Consider the following 19366-nt stretch of genomic DNA (forward strand, 5'->3'; position numbering starts at 1 on the left):
TGGGATTGATTCGTTCCGCACGAAGCGGCCGCGACACCCGAAGCCCTGAACCTGGTTCAGGGCTTTTTCATGGGTGGGCCATTGGCGGGCTTGCCCGCCAATGAGCCCTCAACATCATCGAAAAGCCTCCCGATCAGACACCCAGGCCTCCTCGGTGCCGACCGGCGACCGATAGTCGGATTGCCGAAAAATCCTTTGCTCCAGCTCGAAAACAACTGTACAAAAACACAGTACTTTCAAGTCAACCCATCGATCCTGGAGAGCGCCATGTCCAGCCAAGCTGCCAATCATGTGATGAGTACTACCGTTGAACGCATGGTCCTGCATCAATTCACCCCGCTGCACTGCCGGCAAGCCCGCGCGATGCTGGGTTGGAGTCGCGAGCAGTTGAGCCAGGAGTCTGGCGTCTCGGTGGCCGCCGTACAGCGTTTCGAGAAGGGCGATTCCCTCAGGGATGTCACCCGATTGGCCCTGGCCTTTCGCTTCGAGGCCGAAGGCCTGGTGTTCTTCCCAGGCTTTGCACCCGGCCGTGGAATGAACATTCGCGGCACTACACCGGACCCGATCGAACGACAGGACTACGAACTGATCGAGTAATCGATTCAGGTCGGCACTGCCGGCCTGCCCTGCAAGCCGGGCACCGGGTCGGGCCCGCCGGCTTTCGACGCAAACGGGTGAACGCAGGGGCGTTTCCTGGATCGCCTAGCGAGTACTCAGGGCGGATTCATTCTCCAGGGCCTGTTCCACCTCGAGCCACCAGGCGCGCCCGCGATGAGGCTGCATCAGGTTGAAGGCTTCGCCAATGGCCGGGGTGGTGATGGACACGTTATTGTCCCAGGCCAGCGCCAGGATCCGCTCGAAGGGTTCGTACCAGGCATGGAACGACAGGTCGAAGGTGCCATTGTGAATCGGCAGCAGCCAGCGTCCCCGCAGGTCCAGGTGCGCCTGCAGGCTCTGCTCCGGCTGCATGTGCACATGGGGCCAGTCGACGTTGTAGGCACCGGTTTCCATCAGCGTCAGGTCGAACGGCCCATAGTGTTCGCCAATCTGCTTGAAGCCGTCGAAGTAACCGCTATCGCCGCTGAAGAAGATCCGCACGTCATCGGCGATCATCACCCAGGAGGCCCACAAGGTCTGGTTGTTGTCGAACAGCGTCCTTCCGGAGAAGTGCTGCGACGGTGTGGCGGCAAAGCGGATGCCCTCGACAACCGTCTCTTCCCACCAGTCCAGTTGCTGCACCTTCTGCGCGGCGATGCCCCATTTGACCAGCAGGTCGCCAACGCCCAGCGGGGCCAGGAAGTGTTTGGTCTTGGCCGCCAGTGCCAACACCGCCTTGTGGTCGAGGTGGTCGTAGTGATTGTGGGAAAGGATCACCGCCTCGATCGGCGGCAGTTCTTCCAGGCTGATGGGCGGCTGATGAAAACGCTTCGGTCCGGCCCACTGAACGGGTGAGGCCCGCTCGGAGAACACCGGATCGGTCAGCCAGAACTTGCCGTGCAACTTGAGCAGCAGGGTCGAGTGGCCGAGACGGAATACGCTGAAGTCGGCAGCCGCAAGCAACTGCTCACGGCTCAGCGCCTGGATCGGTACGCTGCCCGCCGGCCGGGTATTGCGCGGTTTCTGGAAGGTCATTTTCCAGAAGATACCCAAGGTCTTGCCCAGGCCGCCGTGGGGTGTCGGCGCCAGGTTGCGAAAAGCGCCCTGCTCTTTCCGGGATGAGGATCCAGCGACAATACGCGAACGAATGGTCATGACAGGGTGACTCCCGGGAACCCGAAGGAGTTCCCACGCTCAGGTGCTGAAAGATCAGGGGCCGCCGCAGGCAAACCTTGATCGGACGAAGTTGCAGAAAAGAACTACACTACACAGTGTAGTTTCTAGCTTGCGCCAAAGTACTCGTCAAGTAAACTGCCGAGTGTAACTTTTATTGACCTGCCGAAGCCTGCCCATGACCGTCCCCCTGCGCCTCACCGACCGTAAACGCGAAGCCATCATCCAGGCGGCCATCGCGGCCTTTCGCGCCGACGGTTTCGAAGTGACCAGCATGGACCGGATCGCGGCCAAGGCCGAGGTCTCCAAGCGTACGGTATACAACCACTTCCAGAGCAAGGAAGACCTGTTCGCCGAAATCCTCCATCGCCTATGGGCCAGCAGTGGCGCGCAGATGGACATGACCTATCACTCGCAGCGCCCCCTGCGCGAGCAACTGCGCGACATGCTGATGCGCAAGATGCGGCTGTTCAACGATAGCAACTTTCTCGATCTGGCACGGGTGGCGATCGCAGCCACCATTCATGCGCCCGAGCGCGCGCAGGACATGGTCTCGCGACTGGCCAGCCAGGAGGAAGGTTTCAAGCAGTGGATCCGCGACGCCCAGGCCGACGGCAAACTCAAGGCGGTCGACCCCGAATTCGCCACTCACCAGATCTACGGCCTGCTCAAGGCCTTCGCCTTCTGGCCGCAGATTTCCCTCGGCCAGCCACCGCTGGATACCGCGACACAGACACGCGTCATAGAATCGGCGCTGGATTTGTTCCTTTCCGGCTACGAAATCGTCAAATAGCCGACACGCCCCGCCAAATCACCTGCCAAACCCTAGAAATGGCTTGGAAGGACACTGATTATTCTTTACGGAATCCCCGACAATATTCATCCTGCTTATCAGACGAATAGCGCTTCCGTGCCGAACACATTGCCTGTGTTCCGACAAAGAAATAAGTGACGCAGAGACCTATGGAAATCCATCGAGGCAAAGGGCAATCATTTGCCAGACGCATCTACTTGCCCCGCATGATAGGCGTAGGCGTCGGCTGCTTCAGCATCATCGCCGCACTCGCCCCCTTGTCGATGCCAATCTGGATCTGGGCCCTGCTGGCATTCAACGCCGTGATCTGGCCGCATGTGGCCTATCGTATCGCCCGACACGCCCACTATCCGTACCGGGCGGAACGACGCAACATCCTGATCGACTCGTTGATGGGTGGTTTCTGGGCGGCGACCATCCAGTTCAATCCCCTCGTCACGGTCAACATGCTCGCGCTGATGACCATGCACAACGTCGCCGCTGGCGGCCCGCGGCTGATGCTCAGGGGCCTGCTCGCGCAGTTGCTGGGGATCCTCGTCTCCTGGCTGATCTTTACTCCGGCGTTCAACGGGGTGACCACCCAGATCCAGATCTATGCCTGCCTGCCGGTGTTGATCCTGTACCCGGTGGTCATCGGCATGGGCAGCTTCCAGGTGGCGATCAAGCTCGCCGACCACAAGCGTGCACTGAGCGCCCTGAGCCGTACCGACAGCCTGACCGGGCTGCTCAATCACGGCAGTTGGAAGGACCTGCTGCAGATCAAGTTCCACAAGTGCCGGCAGACACACTGCCAGGCGGCAATCGCATTGATCGACATCGACCACTTCAAGACCATCAACGACAGTTACGGCCATCTGATCGGCGACAGCGTACTGCGCCAGTTGAGCCGCGACCTGAAGGCCAACCTGCGTGAACACGACCTGGCCGGGCGTTATGGCGGTGACGAGTTCTGCGTGATCCTGCCGGGCCTGTCGCTGGAACAGGCCAGCGAGATCATGGAGCGGCTGCGCCAGGTCTTCACCAACTTGCGCAGCGAGGAAATACCGGAGCTGCGGGTCACCCTGAGCATCGGCCTGGCGCCCTTCCGGGCTAGTTTCAAGGACGCCGGTGCCTGGCTCAACGAGGCCGACAAGGCCCTGTACATCGCCAAGAATACCGGGCGCAACAAGGTCAACAGCACCGACGGTGAAAATACCGAATCCTCGGACGAGTACCTGGCAAGCTCCGCCTGAGCGCCATTCGGCTACTGCAAAGAACCACACGGCGGATTCTTGTACAAGACCAATCTATTTTGTATAAGAATATAAGGCAAAGTGCCATCCATGGAACGCTGGCCACCGGCGCCCTTCCCCCAAGGGTCTGCCGGGCCTGGAAAGGGATAGATCTCCCCTCTCTCCGAGTTCTCATGCCATGTTTTTTGCAGCCCATAAGAAAGCCCTGCAAGACCTGCAACAAACCATCGACCAACAGGCCCACCTGCTCGCGGCCATCGACCGCTCCATGGCCGTCATCGAATTCGATCTCGACGGCATCGTCCTGCGCGCCAACGACAACTTCCTCAAGACCATGGGCTATCGCCAGGAGCAGGTGCTCGGCCAGCCCCATCGCATGTTCTGCTCGCCAGCCTATGCTCGCAGTGCCGAATACAGCCAGTTGTGGTCACGCCTCAAGGCCGGCCAATTCGAGTCCGGCACTTTCGAGCGGGTCGCCGCCGATGGCCGGAGCGTCTGGCTCGAAGCCAGCTACAACCCGATCCGTGACGAGAACGGCAAGGCGGTGAAAATCGTCAAGTACGCCATGGACGTCACCGCCAAGATCCAGCAGGAAAGCGAAGCCAACGGCAAGCTGCAGGCGATCGACCGGGCCATGGCCGCCATCGAGTTCAAGCCCGACGGAACGGTGATCTGCGCCAACCAGAACTTCCTCGACCTGATGGGCTACAGCCTGGCCGAAATCCAGGGCAAGCATCACCGGATCTTCTGCACCCCGGCCACTGTCGGCGGCAGCGACTACCAGGACTTCTGGCGCCGCCTGAACCAGGGCGAATTCTTCAGCGGCCAGTTCGAACGCGTGACCAGGCGTGGCCAGAGCGTCTGGCTCGAAGCCACCTACAACCCGGTCTACGACGCCAGCGGCAAACTGTGCAAGGTGGTCAAGTTCGCCTCGGACGTGACCCGGCGGGAAGAGAAACATGCCCAGGACGCCATGAGCGCGAGCCAGGCCTATCACATCTCGGTGGAGACCCGCAGGGTCGCCGAGCAAGGCACCGAAGTGATCCAGCAGGCCGCCAGCGAAATGCGCGAGATTGCCTCGAACATCGAAGGTTCGTCCAATCTGATCGCCAAGCTGGGCGAGCGCTCGGAACAGATTACCGCCATCGTCAACACCATTCGCGGGATCGCCGAGCAGACCAACCTGCTGGCCCTCAATGCCGCGATCGAAGCGGCCCGGGCCGGCGAGCAGGGTCGCGGCTTCGCCGTGGTGGCCGATGAAGTCCGTCTGCTCGCGGCACGTACCAGCGGCTCCACCGCCGAGATATCCAGCATGATCGGCATGATCCAGAGCGAAACCCAGCAGGCCATCCAGAGCATGAACGGCACCCGCGACCGGGCGTCCAAGGGCGTCGGCCTGGCGGACGAGGCCGGTACGGTGATCCTGCAGATCCGCGACGGGGCGAGCAATGCCGTACAGGCGGTCAGCATGTTCGCCAACGACAGGGTGCACTGAGCACCCGACACGCCAGGACATCGGCAGATGACCTGGCGTGCCTGTCGCGTCGTCCCGCGACTTGATTGCACAGCGGCATTGTTCACTTGAGCGAATGCCTATTTTGCTGGCGAACAGGCAGACCTATAGTCCGGCGCAGAGACCGACAAGCTGGAGAAGCCCATGGAACTGCGCCCCGCCCTGAAGATTACCCTGGTCGGCGATCACGACCCGCAAGTGACGGCCCACAAGGCCATCCCCGTGGCCCTGCAACTGGCCGCCCAGGCCAACGGCCTGCAGGTACAGGCCCACTGGGTGGCGACCGACAGCATCGAGACCGCGGACGATCTGGCAGGCTTCGACGGCATCTGGTGCGTTCCCGCCAGCCCGTATCGCAGCCTCGATGGCGCCTTGCTTGCCATTGGCCATGCTCGTGAACAACGACTCCCCTACCTCGGCACCTGTGCCGGCTTCCAGTATGCGATTCTCGAATATGCCCGTCACGTGCTCGGCTGGGACGACGCGCAGCACGGTGAGGAAGCGCCGGATTCGCCGCGCGCGGTGATCTCGGCGCTGAGCTGCTCCCTGGTGGAAGCCACCGACGGCATCCGCCTGGTCGAAGGCTCGCGTATCGCCAGGGCCTATGCCAGCCAGCGAACCCACGAGGGTTATCACTGCCGCTACGGCATCAACCCGGCCTTCGAAGCGGCGCTGCTCGACACCGACCTGCAAGCCGCCGGCCACGACGACAGGGGGGAACTGCGGGCCGTCGAATTGGCAAACCATCCGTTTTTCGTCGCGACGCTGTTCCAGCCGGAGCGGGCCGCCCTGCAAGGTATCGCGCCACCCCTGGTCAGTGCCTTCCTGAGCGCCTGTGCCGGAGAACACGCATGATTGCCAGCACGCCCCAGCCTCCCTACTACGCGGTGATCTTCACCTCCCTGCGTACCGCAGGCGACCAGGGCTATGCCGAAGCGGCCCGGCGCATGCTCGACCTGGCTCGCGAGCAGCCGGGGTTTCTCGGTGTCGAGTCGGCGCGGGGGGATGACGGCCTGGGCATCACCGTTTCCTACTGGCGCGATGAGACGGCGATCCTGGCCTGGAAGCAGCATGCCGAGCACAGCGAAATCCGCGAGCGCGGCCGCTCGACCTGGTACGAGACGTGCCAGACGCGCGTCTGCAAGGTCGAACGCGCCTACCGCTTCGATCGCTGAGCCGGTCGCCGGGTCGTCTCAGCCCGGCACGACCCGGCGCAATGCGGCGATCTGGGGCATGTCCACCCGCCGCATGTACACCCGCAACGGCTCGGTGATGTTGATCCGCTGGTCGATGTTCTGCTCCAGCAGCAACTGGATCCGCTCCCGGGCCAGACGCATGGCCTCCTGCCCTGCCGGTAGCCAGACGAATTCGCTGGCCGGAATGATCCCGTCGTCGGCCACGTCCATGCCGAAGGAGTCCTCGCTGAAACGCACGATGTACTGGCCGGTCTTGCGATTCAGGCCGACGAAACCCTTGAGCTGGTCGGCGGCCTGACAGATGAGTTCGGAAGTGATGCGCATGGTAAACCTCACTGGCGAGCCCGAAGGCCCATGGGTCGATGGTTTACACACAAGGTGGGCAGCGCGTTTCCTTCTACAGGGGAAACTGTCGCTCAAGCCTACTGCAAAATCGTCCTGATTGTGTCGAAAAAACGACACAACCGGCTCTTGCAGCCATTTCGCGATAGCACTTGAAGCATTCAGTTGTTAAAAGAGGGCCTTCACTCCGTACGAAAGGAATTCGCAATGCCTGTCACCTTCAGCGCCGCCACCTTCAAGAAAAGCGCTCTGTTCATGAGCCTGCTGCTGGCCATGGGGCTGGACACGGCACAAGCCGGCACCACCCCGGCCGAGCTCGCGGCCAAGGCCGGGATTCCCCATCCGGCGGTGATCGCCCACCGTGGCGCGTCCTTCGATGCCCCCGAATCCACCGCGGCCTCCTACACCCTGGCCCGCGACCTCGGCGCCGACTACCTGGAAATGGACCTGCAGCGCAGCAAGGACGGAGTGATCTTCGCCCTGCATGACAACAACCTGTCGCGCACCACCGACGTCGCCAGCAAGTTCCCCGAACGCAAGGACAGCCCGGCCAACGAGTTCACCTGGGCCGAGCTGCAAACCCTGGACGCCGGCAGCTGGTTCAACAAGGCCTACCCCGAGCGCGCGCGGCCGTCCTATGTCGGCCTGAAGATTCTCAGCCTCGACCAGATCATCGACATCGCCCAGGCCAACCCCAGGCATCGCCCCGGCCTGTACATCGAGACCAAGGAACCCAAGCAGTTCCCCGGTATCGAGCATGACCTCAAGAACAAGCTGCAGGAACGTGGCCTGCTCGGCCCGGACAAGGTCCACTCCAAGGAGCAGCCACAGGTCGGCCAGGGCGCCGGCCGGGTGATCCTGCAGACCTTCGAGAAGAGCAGCCTGGAGTTGCTGCAGAAGGAAATGCCGAACACGCCGAAGATTCTCCTGCTGTGGGTCGGCGAAGGCAGCATCGAACCCAAGTCGAACGTCAGCTTCGCCGACTCCGGCGAGAAGACCAAGGCCGCCTACTACGCCAAGCAGGAACCGAAGGACAAGGCCGAGTTCATCAAGTGGGTGGACTTCGCCAAGGCCAATGGCGCCATCGGCACCGGCCCGTCGGCCGAACTGACCCATGGCGGCGACCAGAGCTACTCCGACCTGGTCAAACCGTGGATGAACCAGCTGACCCACGATAAAGGCCTGCTGGTTCACGTCTATACCGTCGACGAACCGGTGGACTTCAAGAAGGTCATGGACGCCGGTGTCGATGGCATCTTCACCAACCGCGCCTCCGAACTGCTCAAGTACTTCAAGCGTGCCTCGCCGAAAACCGTGCCGCAAATCCTCGAGGCCAACGGTTACTGAGTGACGGGCCGCGAGTGGAACGGCGTCCTCTGGCTGGGGCGTGACTACGCCCTGATCCACGGTGAGCTGGGGCCACCGCGCCCCATGCCCACTCCGCCCATCAGGTGATCCTGACGCCCGAGGCGCCGGTCACCGCCTGGTACTGTGGCGCCGCCTGCGCCTGGCGCTTGAAAGGCGCGCTCTACGCGCGATTGAACAAACGACGCAATCGTCAGTCAGCAAGAACAGGGGGTCAATTTAAGGGTGAATTAAGTTGCAACACTTAGGCTGACCCCACTGAAATCATCCAGACAAGGAATCCCCCGATGAAAGCCCTCTCGACCCTGCTGACCGCCTCCGCCCTGACTCTCGTTGCCGGCTTCGCTTCGGCCGATGTCCGTCCGGACCACATTCCCGGGCTGCTGAAATCCGGTGCGATCGCCGACTTCGACAAGCTCAACCAGGCCGCCCTGGCCAAGTACCCAGGCGCGACCATCACCGACACCGAACTGGACCATGGCACCAGTGGTGGCTATGTCTATGAAGTCGAACTCAAGGCCGCCGACGGCGTGAAGTGGGAAGTCAAACTCGACGCCAAGAGCGCCGCCGTCCTGCAGGAGAAGCGCGACAGCTGATCGTCCGCCCCGTGAATCACAAGCCGCGCGTTCCACCCGGAACGTGCGGCTTGTTCGTTTTCATCCTCCCATAACCCCGGGAGATGCTGTCCAAGCACTCAGGCGGTCGTGTTGACGGTACCGCCCGACGTACTGCTGCCGGACTCCTGGAGCGCCTGGGTCAAGGCCGCGGTGACGGTCTGGATCGAGGCGGAAATCGTCGCGACCTGAGCCGAAGCGGTGGCCACGGCAGTCGCCTTGGCTTCGTCGCTGTCGTTGCTGGCCTGGGCCTTCTGCAATTGCTGCTCCTGTTCCTGCAACTGCTTCTGCAACTCGGCCAGTTGCTTGCGCAGCGCCTTGACGGTATCGGACTCCGAACTGGAGCTGTCGCCGCTGCCCGCCGCGCCACCGCCTGCGGCCGCCTGGGTCCCAGCGGTCTTGGTGGTGTCCGTGGTGCTGGCCGCGACAGTACCGGTCGTCGTGCTGTCGTCGCTGCTGGCTGCCTGGGTGGCGGTACGGGTGGACAGGCTTGGGGTGATGGTGACCGAGGTGATGCTGACCATGGGAAATACCCTATCGAGGTGGTGATACCCCATCATCGACAGAAGATTGGCCGGTTTGAGACCTATCCTGTATCCCGTTGGTCAGCATCCCGATACACAACCGCGACGCCAGGATAAGGCTCAGGCCCCGAGCCTGGCCGTGACTTCGTTCAATTGCCCCGAAAGACCGTGCAGGTTGGTGCTGGCCGCCTCGGTGCGCTTGACGTTGTCCAGGTTGGTGCTGGCAATCGCGGTGATCTCGGTGAGGTTGCGGGAAATATCCTCGGCCACCGACGTCTGTTCCTCGGCGGCCGTGGCAATCTGCCGGTTCATGTCACGGATAGCCTCGACGGCCGCGGTGATGCGCTCGAGCATCGCGCCGGCCTCGGTCACCTGCTCCACGCTTTCGTCGCTGCGGGCCTGGCCGCCCTCGATGGCCTGGGCCGCGTCCACCGCCCCGGTCTGCACCGACTGGATGATCTGGTTGATTTCCAGAATCGACGCGGCCGTGCGTTGGGCCAGGCTGCGAACTTCATCGGCCACCACCGCGAAACCACGTCCGGCCTCGCCGGCCCGTGCCGCTTCGATGGCCGCGTTGAGCGCCAGCAGGTTGGTCTGCTCGGCGATCCCGCGGATCACTTCAAGCACCTTGCCGATCCGCCCGCTGTCGCTTTCCAGCTGGCGAATGACCGTAGCGGTCGTGGAGATTTCCGTGCGCATGCGGGTGATGGTCTGGATGGTCGACCGCATCACCAGTTCGCCCTGCTGGGCCGAGCGGTCGGCTTCGTCGGCGGCGCCGGCCGCAGCGGCGGCGTGCCGGGCGACTTCCTGGGCCGTGGCGGACATCTCGGTCATCGCCGTCGCCACCTGGTCGGTCCGTTCGAACTGCTCATGGGTACCCGTAGCCATCAGGCCGGCAATCGCGTTCAGTTCGCCACTGGCACTGTCCAGGTTGGCGGTGCTGAGCTTGAGGCGATTGAACGTATCGGCGAGAAAGTCCCGCAGGGTATTGGCGGCAACGGCCAGACGCCCCAGCTCATCCTGGCGGTCGGCGGCCACGCGCTCGGCGAACTGGCCATGGCTCAGTTGCGCCACATAGTCGATCAGGCGGCGAATCGGTTCGACCAGGTTGCGATTGACCAGCCACAGGCTCAGCAGCGCGATCAGCAGACCCGACACCAGCATCACCACGATACCGCTCCAGACCGTGCGCCCGGCGGCCTCGCTGATGGCGGCCGACTGTGCATCGCCGGCCTTGCGCAACTGGCTGACCAGCACGCTCATCTGCTCGCTGGTGGCACGGTCCACGCCCTTGACCGCCTGATCGCCGGCACTCGGATCGGCGCCACTGGCAACGTAGGCATCACGGCCCTTCTGGTAGGCGACACCGAGCTGGCGGTGCTCCTCGCGCAGCCTTTCGACCTGGGCCTTCAGGCTGCTGTCGATAGCCGGCTGCGCCGCCAGGCGGCCGAGAATCTCCTGCACATCACGCTGGCGATCCTCGAACTGGCGCCAGTACTGGTTCAGGTCCTGGGATTGCTTGCCGCGTAACAGGACGTTCTTCCATTCCTGCACCTGCTCCTTGAACCGCAGGTTGGCCTCGTCCACCAGTTGCGACGCGAGCAACGGCCCCCCGATCAGCTCCCGATAGTCGCGTATGCCGTTGGACAGGAAGTGGAAGCAGGTCAGTGCGATCAACAGCATCGCCAACAGGCTGCCGCTCAGTAGCGCGAGAATCTGGGCTCTCAAGGATTTCTGCAACATCGTGGGTATCTCTGGACAGGGATTGGGCACTCCGATCAGGAGTGCGAACAGTCAAAACATCCCTGTCAGCGACATCGTGGCTTGTGGCCCAAAACGCCGCAGCCTACACCTTCGCCATCGGCGCACCGGCACGGCGCTTGAGTCGAGCCGACCACCGGTCATGGGCCGCGATTGTGCACGTCAATCCGTAACAAAAATGTCAAAACGCCCTGAGATGATGCGGCTCAAGCGAACCTGTAAAAAAATGTTTCGGGCGCTTCATTTCAGCGAGCCTCCATGAACCACAGCCTTGACCAAAGTCACCGCGATCCGGACCTGTTCGGCCTGCTTTACGGTTTTCGCTTTCGCGCCGGCGAGCGCGGCGAGGAAATCGACTCCGCCACCGCCCTGCGCTACCTGCAGAACCCCGAGGACGACGAAGCGTTTCTCTGGCTGCACCTGAACCTCGCCCACGCGGCCTGCGAACGCTGGATGACCACCCATCTGTCGCTGCCCGACGAATTCTTCGAAGCCCTGCACGAAGGCTCACGCTCGACCCGCATCGAACATGTCGACAACGCCCTGCTGGCGGTGGTCAACGACGTGGTGTTCAACCTTGGCAGCATGACCTCCTCGGATGTCTCGACACTCTGGGTCTGCGCACGCAGCAAGCTGCTGATCAGCGCCCGCCTGCAGCCCCTGCACTCGGTCGACAAGCTGCGCTCCTCGGTCAAGGCCGGCGAACACTTCCGTTCGCCGCTGGAACTGCTGGTGCACCTGCTGCGCGACCAGGGTGAAGTGCTGACCCAGATCGTGCGCAAGACCACCCTCAGCGTCGACCAGATCGAGGACCAGTTGCTCGCCCAGCGCCTGACCATCAACCGCGCGGAGCTGGGTGCCATGCGCCGGGTGCTGGTGCGCCTGCAACGGCTGCTGGCCCTTGAGCCGGGCTCGCTGCTGCGGCTGCTCAACCGCCCGCCACAGTGGCTGCAGAAGGAGGACGTCAAGGAACTGCGCAAGTCCACCGAGGAGTTTTCGCTGATCCTCAGCGACCTCGAGGCCCTGGGCGAGCGGATCAAGTTGCTGCAGGAAGAGATCGCCGCCACCGTCAACGAACAGACCAACCGCAGCCTGTTCACTCTGACGGTGGTCACGGTGCTGGCGCTGCCGATCAACATCATCGCCGGTTTCTTCGGCATGAACGTCGGTGGCATCCCGCTGGCCGGCGACCCGGAAGGGTTCTGGATTCTGGTGGCGCTGGTGGCGACCTTCACCCTGCTGGCCGGACGCTGGGCGTTTCGCAAGCGCCAGGATTACTGAGCCCCCGGGTTCAGTGTGTACCCGCTCATCCTGGCGGCAGCCTGTCAGACCATCGGCCCGGTAAAATCCACGGATACTGATCTGTGGCAGCCTCTCTGTAACATTTAGCAATGATCATGACTGATACCCGTTCCCAAACAGGATTTCAGGCATGGCTACCCCTTCATTGACTGCTGCCTCCGCCAGCGACGGCAGGCCGCAGCTGGAAAGCAAACCCCACGTCTTCACCGCCGTCCTCTTCTTCGCGCTGCTGGCCGTCGGCCTGTTGTTCACCGCCTACAGCCTCGTGCATGACATGCACGAACTCGGCACGGTGGTGACCACCTGGACGCCCTTCCTGCTGCTCGGCGTCGCCCTGCTGATCGCCCTGGGCTTCGAATTCGTCAACGGGTTCCACGACACCGCCAACGCCGTGGCCACCGTGATCTACACCCACTCGCTGCCGCCGCACTTCGCCGTGGTCTGGTCCGGCTGCTTCAACTTCCTCGGCGTGCTGCTGTCCAGCGGTGCGGTGGCCTTCGGCATCATTGCCCTGCTGCCGGTGGAACTGATCCTGCAAGTGGGTTCGTCCTCCGGCTTCGCGATGATCTTCGCCCTGCTGATCGCCGCCATCCTGTGGAACCTCGGTACCTGGTGGCTGGGCCTGCCGGCCTCGTCGTCCCATACCCTGATCGGCTCGATCATCGGCGTCGGCGTGGCCAACGCCCTGATGCACGGCCGCGACGGCACCAGCGGCGTGGACTGGAGCCAGGTGACCAAGATCGGCTACGCACTGCTGTTCTCCCCGCTCATCGGTTTCGCCCTGGCCGCCCTGCTGCTGGTGGCGCTGCGCCTGTTCGTGAAAAACCGCGCGCTGTACAAGGCGCCCAAGGGCAACGAGCCACCACCGTGGTGGATCCGTGGCCTGCTGATCCTGACCTGCACCGGCGTGTCCTTTGCCCATGGTTCCAACGACGGGCAGAAAGGCATGGGCCTGATCATGCTGATCCTGGTCGGTACCCTGCCGATGGCCTACGCGCTGAACCGCACCATGCCGGCCGAACAGGCCCTGCAGTTCGCCGCCGTGGCCGAAGTGACCCAGGCCGCCCTGGTCAAGGCCGTCCCGCAACCCGCCCCGGCCGATCCGCGTCCGGTGCTCACCGAATACATCCGCACCCAACAGGTAAAGCCGGACCTGGTGCCGGCCCTGGCCGCCCTGACCGGCCGGATCGGTGAGGAGGTGAAAGGCTATGGCTCACTGGCCAAGGTACCCGCCGAGGCCATGGGCAACGTGCGCAACGACATGTACCTGAGTTCCGAAGCCATTCGCCTGATGGACAAGAACAAGGTCGGCAACTTCGACGCCGACACCCAGGGCAAGCTGCAACTGTTCAAGCAACAGATCGACGGCGCCACCCGCTTCATCCCGTTGTGGGTGAAGATCGCCGTGGCCATCGCCCTGGGCCTCGGCACCCTGGTCGGCTGGAAGCGGATCGTGGTCACCGTCGGCGAGAAGATCGGCAAGAGCCACCTGACCTACGCCCAGGGCGCCTCGGCGGAAATGGTCGCGATGCTGACCATCGGCGCGGCGGACATGTACGGCCTGCCGGTATCGACCACCCATGTGCTGTCCTCGGGGGTGGCCGGGACCATGGTCGCCAATGGCGGCGGCCTGCAGATGAAGACCATCCGCAACCTGGCGATGGCCTGGGTGCTGACCCTGCCGGCGGCGATCCTGCTGTCGGGCAGCCTGTACTGGCTGTTCACCCAGCTGTTCTGAACCCGCCTTCAGGCTCCACCCGCAGACCCCACCCTCAAGGTGGGGTTTGTCGTTTCACGCCCTCACAGGCGTCATGCAGTACCTGCACCAGCCAGTCCATGAACACCCGCACCCGCCGTGGCAGGTGCCGTTGCCCGGCATACAGCAGCGACACGTCCAGCGGCGCCGGCCGAAACCCGGGCAATACCTCGATCAGGTCGCCGCGTTCCAGGTGCCGGGCCATCCCCAGCAACGGCGCCTGGATCAGCCCCAGGCCGCCGAGGCAGGCGCCTTCGTAACAGTCGATACCGTTGACCGTGACGCTGCCGGCCATGGGGACCTGGATCAGCTTGCCATCGTGCAGGTACTCGAAGCCCGAAGACCGCGAGCCCAGCACGCCGACATAGTGGATCAGCCGATGGCCGACGAGATCTTCCGGGCTCGACGGCATGCCATGCCGTTGCAGATAGGCGGGGCTGGCGCAATTGACCACCGGCAGCGAACTCACAGGCCGCGCCACCACCGTCTGATCCGGTTGCGCACCGACCCGCAGCACGCAGTCGAAGCCTTCGCTGAGCAGATCGACCCGGCGATCGGTGCTGCTGATCTCCAGTTCGATCCGCGGATGCCGGGCCATGAACTCCGGCAGACGCGGCATCACAACCCGTCGCGCCATGGCACTGGGCATGTCGAAGCGGATACGCCCGCCGAGCAGGCTCGCATCCTGGCGGAACAGCCCCTCCAGCTCATCCACCTGGGACAGCAGTTCCTTGCTGCGTTCGTACAGCACCAGGCCGTCCTGGGTCGCCTGGACCTTGCGCGTGGTGCGCTGCAACAGGCGCGTGCCCAGCAGGTCCTCAAGGGTTTGGACATGCTCGGAAACACTCGACCTGGGCAACCCCAGGCTCTCGCTGGCCTGGGTAAAGCTCGACAGCTCGGTGACGCGGATGAAGGTGCGCAGCAACTCCAGCTTGTTCATGGCAGGGCGACTCCGATTGTTCGGACAGAGCGATCAGTGTTTCCGTTTTCCCTCAGTTTATCGCCTGCCAGACGGACAAATAAACTTTCTCCAACACTCACCCATCACCCGAGGAATACGACATGACTCGCAAGATCGCACTGATCACCGGCGCCAGCCGCGGCCTGGGCAGGAATACCGCGCTGCAACTCGCCGCCCGCGGCGTGGACATCATCGGCACCTACCACAGCCGGGCGGACGAGGCCCAGGCCGTGGCGGCCGAGGTCGAACGGCTCGGCGCACGCGCCGCCATGCTGCAGCTGGATGTCGGTGTCGTCGCCGGCTTCAGGACCTTCGCCGAACGCGTGGCCGCGGTACTCGAAGGCACCTTCGCCCAGCCGCGTTTCGATTTCCTGGTGAACAATGCCGGCGTCGGCCTGCACGGACTGTTCGTCGACGTCCAGGAAGAGCAGTTCGACCAGTTGTTGAATGTCCACTTCAAGGGCCCGTTCTTCCTGACCCAGCGACTGCTGCCGCTGATGGCCGATGGTGGGCGCATCATCAACATCTCCAGCGGCCTGGCCCGCTTCAGCCTGCCGGGTTATGGCACCTACGCGGCGATGAAGGGCGCGATGGAGGTGCTGACCCGCTACCAGGCCAAGGAACTCGGTGCCCGGGGCATCAGCGTGAACTCGCTGGCCCCCGGCGCCATCGAGACCGATTTCGGCGGTGGTTCGGTGCGTGACAACCCGCAACTGAATGCCTTCGTCGCCAGCGTCACCGCACTCGGCCGGGCCGGCCTGCCGGAGGATATCGGCGGGGCGATCGCGCTGCTGCTGGGGGACGGTGGGCAGTGGATCAATGGGCAGCGGATCGAGGCTTCGGGCGGGATGTTCCTGTAGGTTCTGCATGGGGCCGGCAGGCCCCTTCGCGGGCAAGCCCGCGAAGGGGCCCTCGGAACGACTCCTGTCAGCCAACCACACCACTGCGCTGCAGCAACTCCCGGAGCACCGTCAGCAACTCCACCCGCCCCTTGCGCGACGCCCCGGCAAACTCGATCCACCCCTCGTTGAAACCATCGAGCATCTGCATCCGCGGCAACGGGTTGTTCATGCCCTGGGCGCTGAACAGCGCCTGCCAGCTCTCCCGGGGAACCACCTCCATGCGCACCGGCCTGCCCAGCAGTTCGGCAAAGCCGGCGGCGATCTGGTTCGGCGTCACCCGCTGTGCCGCCTCCAGCTCGACGATGCGCTGGCCGCTCCAGTTCTCCTGCAGCAGTTGCGCCGCCAGCCGACCGACATCCTCGGTGGCGACCATCGGCACCGGCTTGTCCAGCGGTTGCAGGAAGCTGGGGATCACCCCACTTTCCAAGGCCGCCGGCACGTCCCACAGCGCGTTCTCCATGAACCAGCCCGGACGCAGGAACGTCACCGGCAGATCCAGGCCGGCCAGGCCCCGTTCGAGGATCTGCAACTGAGTGAGCAGGTTCGGCCGGCTTGCCTGTGCACCGACGGTCGACAGGCACACCACCTTCGCCGGGCGCGCCCGCTCCAACGCCGAACGCAGGTTTTCCACCCATTGCCGGGCTTCCGGAAAGCCAGGGGTCGGGTCGAAAGTCGGCGGCAGCATCACGAACACACCTTCGGCGGCACTGAACGCCTGGGCCATCGCCCGCACATCATCGACCTCGGCCACTGCCACCTGGCAACCCTGCGCGGCCCACAGCTGCCCCTTGGCCGCGTTGCGTACCAGGGCCCGCACCGGCTGCCCGGCCGCCAGCAAATGACGGGCGATGGCGCCGCCGACCTGACCGGTAGTGCCCATGACTGCATACATAGAATTTCCTCCAGCGAGAAGCGACGTCTGTCGCGGTGGAAAGAATTATCCGCAGCGCACAGTCATTCTCCGATAGCATGGATGTCATTGGATCAGTGACAGGAAATCATCAATGAGCTTCGACTCCAGCCTGGCCAGCGGCATGGGCGTCCTCAGTGCCGTGGTCGACAGCGGCAGCTTCGCCAAGGCCGCCGACAGCCTCGACATGACCCCCTCCGGCGTCAGCCGGGCGATCGCGCGACTGGAGAAGCGCCTGGGCATCCGCCTGTTCGATCGCACCACCCGTTCGGTCAAACTGACCGACGAAGGCCGTCGCCTCTATGAGGAAATCGCACCGCTGCTGGCCGGTCTGGAAGAAGCCGCGCACAACGCCAGCGGCAGTGCCAGCAGCGTACGCGGGCGCCTGCGGGTGAATATCGATCCCTATTTCTCCCGGCTGATCCTCGGTCCGGCACTGGGCGAATTCATGAGCCGCCATCGGCAGTTGCAACTGGAGCTCTACACCCGTGACCAGTTGGGTGATGTGGTCGCCGACGGCTTCGACCTGGCGGTGCGGTTCGGCCACCCGGCGTCCTCGTCGCTGGTGGCGCGCAAGCTGCTCGACGTGCGGGTGCTGACCTGTGCCGCGCCGGCCTATCTCAAGCGCCATGGCCGGCCGCTGACACCGCTGGAGATGGAGGATGAGCGGCATGTCTGCGTATCGTTCCGCGACCCGGAGACCGGCCGGCCGTTTCCCTGGGAATTCCACCGTGGCGGTCAGCGGCTCGATGTACGCAACAACGCACGGCTGGTGCTCAACGATGTCGGTACCCTGCACAGCATCTGCGAGGCCGGCTACGCGATCGCCCAGGTACTCGACCTCGGCGTGCAACCGATGTTCGCGTCGGGCCGGCTGGTGGAACTGTTCCCCGACTGGCCCGACGAACGCTTCCCGCTGTATGCGCTGTACCCGTCGCGGCACCTGCCACCGGCCAAGGTCCGGGCCTTTCTCGACTTCATCATCGAGATCAGCTCGCGCTGAACCGCTCAGGCCAGTCGCCGCTGCAACAGCCGCTCGCGCAGCAGGTCGTAGACCCAGTGGTAGACGTAGGTGTACGGCAGGAAAAACAGCAGCACGCCGATATCCAGCAACAGCGCCGACAGCAGGCTCAACTCCAGCCACCAGGCGATCAGCGGCACGCTCACCACGATCAGCCCACCCTCGAACAACACCGCGTGCAACAACCGGGTCCAGCCATTCTGCGCCAGGGCCAGGCGCTCGAGCAGCCGGTCGAACAGGCCATTGAACAGCACGTTCCAACCCAGGGCGAGCAGGCAGTTGGCAACCGTCACCACGCCCATGTCCAGCAACGGCTTGGCCATCACCCAGGCAAACAGTGGGGTGCATAGCAGCACCGCGAACAATTCGAAGCCAATGGCCTGGAAAACGCGTTCGGTAAGGGACTTGCTGGTACTCATGGCGGGCTCCCCCGGAATGTCGAGGCTTGTGATTATCGCCACCAACACAGATACTAAAAGTCAATTACCATCGAGCAAGACGATAGTTCATGGCCTCCAATGAAGTGCTCCAGGCCTTTGTCCAGGCCGCCACCCTTGGCTCCTTTTCCGCCGCCGCGCGCAAGCTGGGCAAAAGCCAGTCGACCATCAGCGCGGCGGTAGCCGGCCTGGAGATCGACCTCGGCCTGGAGCTGTTCGACCGCAGCACCCGCAAACCCGGCCTGACAGCGGCCGGCCATGTGATGCTGCGCAAGGCTGAGGACATCCTCGCCGCCAGCAATCGACTGGAAATGGCCGCCAGCCAGTTGGCCCAGGGGCTGGAGCCGAAGCTGACCGTGGTGATTTCCGACACCTACCAGTCCGATCGCTTCGAAGCCGCCCTCAGTGGGTTCGCTGCACGTTATCCGGACCTGGAGCTGGAGTGCCTGATCGCCGAATGCGCCGACGTGGTGGAACTGGTGCAACAGGGCCGGGCCCAGGTGGGCTTCGCCGAAAAGCTGGACAGCTACCCGCCGGACCTGAGCAGCGCCACAGTGGATGAGCGCACCGAGTTCGCCGTGTTCGTCCATCGCGGCCATCCCCTGGCCAGCCTGGCCAAGGTTGATCAGAGCGCCTTGCGCCAGCACCGTGAGTTGCGCCTGACCAGCATCGTCAATCCTTACGAAGACCGTGCCCTGGGGCGGGTCTGGTCGTCATCCAGCTACCTGATGCTGTTGGAGATGGCCCAGCGCGGCGTCGGCTGGGCAGCGTTGCCGCGCTGGCTGGTGGAGCGTTTCGCCGCAGGCTCACTGGTGCAACTGCAGGTACGCGGCTGGCCGAGGCCGGTGGCGGTCGATGCCCTCTGGTCGCGCCTGCATCCGCCGGGGCCGGCCGGCACCTGGTTGCTGGAAAAGATGCTGGAGTGATCGGCCGCGAACAGCCCCGG

General features: G+C 63.8%; 19 protein-coding genes and 2 pseudogenes. 14 read left to right on the forward strand and 7 right to left on the reverse strand.

Annotated features, from left to right (window positions below):
* Nucleotides 1-267 precede the first annotated feature (267 nt).
* Complete coding sequence (locus PF66_RS00005) at nt 268-597, forward strand: helix-turn-helix domain-containing protein (RefSeq protein WP_054057934.1); 330 nt, start codon at nt 268-270, stop codon at nt 595-597.
* A gap of 105 nt (nt 598-702) precedes the next feature.
* Here the strand turns inward: PF66_RS00005 and PF66_RS00010 are convergent, their stop codons facing one another.
* A complete protein-coding gene (locus PF66_RS00010) occupies nt 703-1752 on the reverse strand; it encodes an MBL fold metallo-hydrolase (RefSeq protein ID WP_054057933.1) in 1050 nt (349 codons plus the stop codon).
* Nucleotides 1753-1948: 196 nt separating this feature from the next.
* Here PF66_RS00010 and PF66_RS00015 point away from each other — a divergent pair, with 196 nt between their 5' ends.
* The 6 genes and pseudogenes from PF66_RS00015 to PF66_RS00035 all read left to right on the forward strand — a co-directional run bounded on the left by PF66_RS00015 (nt 1949) and on the right by PF66_RS00035 (nt 6504).
* The gene (locus PF66_RS00015; RefSeq protein ID WP_054061587.1) at nt 1949-2563 is read left to right on the forward strand and encodes a TetR/AcrR family transcriptional regulator; all 615 of its coding nucleotides are present in this window, start codon (nt 1949-1951) and stop codon (nt 2561-2563) included.
* A 170-nt stretch (nt 2564-2733) separates the two neighbouring features.
* A complete protein-coding gene (locus PF66_RS00020; protein WP_054061588.1) occupies nt 2734-3816 on the forward strand; it encodes a diguanylate cyclase in 1083 nt (360 codons plus the stop codon).
* Nucleotides 3817-3994: 178 nt separating this feature from the next.
* Nucleotides 3995-4762 (forward strand): annotated as a pseudogene (locus PF66_RS33760) (PAS domain-containing protein); the annotation flags it as partial.
* 114 nt (nt 4763-4876) lie between these two features.
* Nucleotides 4877-5311, forward strand: a pseudogene (locus tag PF66_RS33765) (methyl-accepting chemotaxis protein); the annotation flags it as partial.
* Between the two features lie 162 nt (nt 5312-5473).
* Nucleotides 5474-6184, forward strand: a complete 711-nt coding sequence (locus PF66_RS00030) for a CTP synthase C-terminal region-related (seleno)protein (RefSeq protein ID WP_054061590.1) — start codon at nt 5474-5476, stop codon at nt 6182-6184.
* The gene (locus PF66_RS00035; RefSeq protein ID WP_054057928.1) at nt 6181-6504 is read left to right on the forward strand and encodes an antibiotic biosynthesis monooxygenase family protein; all 324 of its coding nucleotides are present in this window, start codon (nt 6181-6183) and stop codon (nt 6502-6504) included. The genes PF66_RS00030 and PF66_RS00035 overlap by 4 nt, the downstream gene beginning before the upstream one ends.
* A gap of 18 nt (nt 6505-6522) precedes the next feature.
* Here PF66_RS00035 and PF66_RS00040 read toward each other — a convergent pair whose 3' ends face one another.
* A complete protein-coding gene (locus PF66_RS00040) occupies nt 6523-6849 on the reverse strand; it encodes a DUF2025 family protein (protein ID WP_054061591.1) in 327 nt (108 codons plus the stop codon).
* A 225-nt stretch (nt 6850-7074) separates the two neighbouring features.
* Here PF66_RS00040 and PF66_RS00045 point away from each other — a divergent pair, with 225 nt between their 5' ends.
* Both PF66_RS00045 and PF66_RS00050 read left to right on the forward strand, forming a co-directional pair.
* On the forward strand, nt 7075-8214 hold the full coding sequence (locus PF66_RS00045) for a glycerophosphodiester phosphodiesterase (protein ID WP_054061592.1): 1140 nt from the start codon (nt 7075-7077) through the stop codon (nt 8212-8214).
* Between the two features lie 305 nt (nt 8215-8519).
* A complete protein-coding gene (locus PF66_RS00050; protein ID WP_054057925.1) occupies nt 8520-8828 on the forward strand; it encodes a PepSY domain-containing protein in 309 nt (102 codons plus the stop codon).
* 98 nt (nt 8829-8926) lie between these two features.
* Here the strand turns inward: PF66_RS00050 and PF66_RS00055 are convergent, their stop codons facing one another.
* Both PF66_RS00055 and PF66_RS00060 read right to left on the reverse strand, forming a co-directional pair.
* On the reverse strand, nt 8927-9370 hold the full coding sequence (locus PF66_RS00055) for a hypothetical protein (protein WP_054061593.1): 444 nt from the start codon (nt 9368-9370) through the stop codon (nt 8927-8929).
* A gap of 120 nt (nt 9371-9490) precedes the next feature.
* On the reverse strand, nt 9491-11113 hold the full coding sequence (locus tag PF66_RS00060) for a methyl-accepting chemotaxis protein (protein ID WP_054061594.1): 1623 nt from the start codon (nt 11111-11113) through the stop codon (nt 9491-9493).
* 276 nt (nt 11114-11389) lie between these two features.
* On the opposite strand from PF66_RS00060, the gene PF66_RS00065 reads away from it, so the two are divergent.
* Nucleotides 11390-12412 carry a transporter gene (locus PF66_RS00065; protein WP_054061595.1) on the forward strand — a complete coding sequence of 341 codons (1023 nt, stop codon included), beginning with the start codon at nt 11390-11392 and terminating at the stop codon, nt 12410-12412.
* A gap of 151 nt (nt 12413-12563) precedes the next feature.
* A complete protein-coding gene (locus PF66_RS00070; RefSeq protein ID WP_054058359.1) occupies nt 12564-14171 on the forward strand; it encodes an inorganic phosphate transporter in 1608 nt (535 codons plus the stop codon).
* 34 nt (nt 14172-14205) lie between these two features.
* On the opposite strand, the gene PF66_RS00075 is transcribed toward PF66_RS00070, so the two are convergent.
* The gene (locus PF66_RS00075) at nt 14206-15129 is read right to left on the reverse strand and encodes a LysR family transcriptional regulator (RefSeq protein WP_054061596.1); all 924 of its coding nucleotides are present in this window, start codon (nt 15127-15129) and stop codon (nt 14206-14208) included.
* Between the two features lie 122 nt (nt 15130-15251).
* On the opposite strand from PF66_RS00075, the gene PF66_RS00080 reads away from it, so the two are divergent.
* Nucleotides 15252-16010: an SDR family NAD(P)-dependent oxidoreductase gene (locus PF66_RS00080; protein WP_054061597.1), complete on the forward strand. Its 759-nt coding sequence runs from the start codon at nt 15252-15254 to the stop codon at nt 16008-16010.
* 67 nt (nt 16011-16077) lie between these two features.
* Here the strand turns inward: PF66_RS00080 and PF66_RS00085 are convergent, their stop codons facing one another.
* A complete protein-coding gene (locus PF66_RS00085) occupies nt 16078-16944 on the reverse strand; it encodes an NmrA family NAD(P)-binding protein (protein WP_054061598.1) in 867 nt (288 codons plus the stop codon).
* Between the two features lie 112 nt (nt 16945-17056).
* Here PF66_RS00085 and PF66_RS00090 point away from each other — a divergent pair, with 112 nt between their 5' ends.
* Complete coding sequence (locus PF66_RS00090) at nt 17057-17965, forward strand: LysR family transcriptional regulator (RefSeq protein WP_054061599.1); 909 nt, start codon at nt 17057-17059, stop codon at nt 17963-17965.
* Nucleotides 17966-17970: 5 nt separating this feature from the next.
* Here the strand turns inward: PF66_RS00090 and PF66_RS00095 are convergent, their stop codons facing one another.
* Nucleotides 17971-18402, reverse strand: coding sequence for a multidrug/biocide efflux PACE transporter (locus PF66_RS00095; protein WP_054058354.1), 432 nt, complete (start codon nt 18400-18402; stop codon nt 17971-17973).
* 89 nt (nt 18403-18491) lie between these two features.
* On the opposite strand from PF66_RS00095, the gene PF66_RS00100 reads away from it, so the two are divergent.
* Complete coding sequence (locus PF66_RS00100) at nt 18492-19346, forward strand: LysR family transcriptional regulator (RefSeq protein WP_054058353.1); 855 nt, start codon at nt 18492-18494, stop codon at nt 19344-19346.
* Nucleotides 19347-19366: the final 20 nt, after the last annotated feature.

The sequence above is a fragment of the Pseudomonas asplenii genome (assembly GCF_001293465.1).
Taxonomy (GTDB): Bacteria; Pseudomonadota; Gammaproteobacteria; order Pseudomonadales; family Pseudomonadaceae; genus Aquipseudomonas; species Aquipseudomonas fuscovaginae_B.

Bases quoted from the DNA above. Each gene is read 5' to 3' on its own strand.
- PF66_RS00030 (WP_054061590.1), top strand. From the start codon at position 5,474: ATGGAACTGCGCCCCGCCCTGAAGATTACCCTGGTCGGCGATCACGAC.
- PF66_RS00080 (WP_054061597.1), top strand. From the start codon at position 15,252: ATGACTCGCAAGATCGCACTGATCACCGGCGCCAGCCGCGGCCTGGGC.
- PF66_RS00015 (WP_054061587.1), top strand. From the start codon at position 1,949: ATGACCGTCCCCCTGCGCCTCACCGACCGTAAACGCGAAGCCATCATC.
- PF66_RS00100 (WP_054058353.1), top strand. From the start codon at position 18,492: ATGGCCTCCAATGAAGTGCTCCAGGCCTTTGTCCAGGCCGCCACCCTT.
- PF66_RS00040 (WP_054061591.1), bottom strand. From the start codon at position 6,849: ATGCGCATCACTTCCGAACTCATCTGTCAGGCCGCCGACCAGCTCAAG.
- PF66_RS00075 (WP_054061596.1), bottom strand. From the start codon at position 15,129: ATGAACAAGCTGGAGTTGCTGCGCACCTTCATCCGCGTCACCGAGCTG.
- PF66_RS00045 (WP_054061592.1), top strand. From the start codon at position 7,075: ATGCCTGTCACCTTCAGCGCCGCCACCTTCAAGAAAAGCGCTCTGTTC.
- PF66_RS00090 (WP_054061599.1), top strand. From the start codon at position 17,057: ATGAGCTTCGACTCCAGCCTGGCCAGCGGCATGGGCGTCCTCAGTGCC.
- PF66_RS00010 (WP_054057933.1), bottom strand. From the start codon at position 1,752: ATGACCATTCGTTCGCGTATTGTCGCTGGATCCTCATCCCGGAAAGAG.
- PF66_RS00070 (WP_054058359.1), top strand. From the start codon at position 12,564: ATGGCTACCCCTTCATTGACTGCTGCCTCCGCCAGCGACGGCAGGCCG.
- PF66_RS00055 (WP_054061593.1), bottom strand. From the start codon at position 9,370: ATGGTCAGCATCACCTCGGTCACCATCACCCCAAGCCTGTCCACCCGT.
- PF66_RS00095 (WP_054058354.1), bottom strand. From the start codon at position 18,402: ATGAGTACCAGCAAGTCCCTTACCGAACGCGTTTTCCAGGCCATTGGC.
- PF66_RS00085 (WP_054061598.1), bottom strand. From the start codon at position 16,944: ATGTATGCAGTCATGGGCACTACCGGTCAGGTCGGCGGCGCCATCGCC.
- PF66_RS00060 (WP_054061594.1), bottom strand. From the start codon at position 11,113: ATGTTGCAGAAATCCTTGAGAGCCCAGATTCTCGCGCTACTGAGCGGC.
- PF66_RS00035 (WP_054057928.1), top strand. From the start codon at position 6,181: ATGATTGCCAGCACGCCCCAGCCTCCCTACTACGCGGTGATCTTCACC.
- PF66_RS00020 (WP_054061588.1), top strand. From the start codon at position 2,734: ATGGAAATCCATCGAGGCAAAGGGCAATCATTTGCCAGACGCATCTAC.
- PF66_RS00050 (WP_054057925.1), top strand. From the start codon at position 8,520: ATGAAAGCCCTCTCGACCCTGCTGACCGCCTCCGCCCTGACTCTCGTT.
- PF66_RS00005 (WP_054057934.1), top strand. From the start codon at position 268: ATGTCCAGCCAAGCTGCCAATCATGTGATGAGTACTACCGTTGAACGC.
- PF66_RS00065 (WP_054061595.1), top strand. From the start codon at position 11,390: ATGAACCACAGCCTTGACCAAAGTCACCGCGATCCGGACCTGTTCGGC.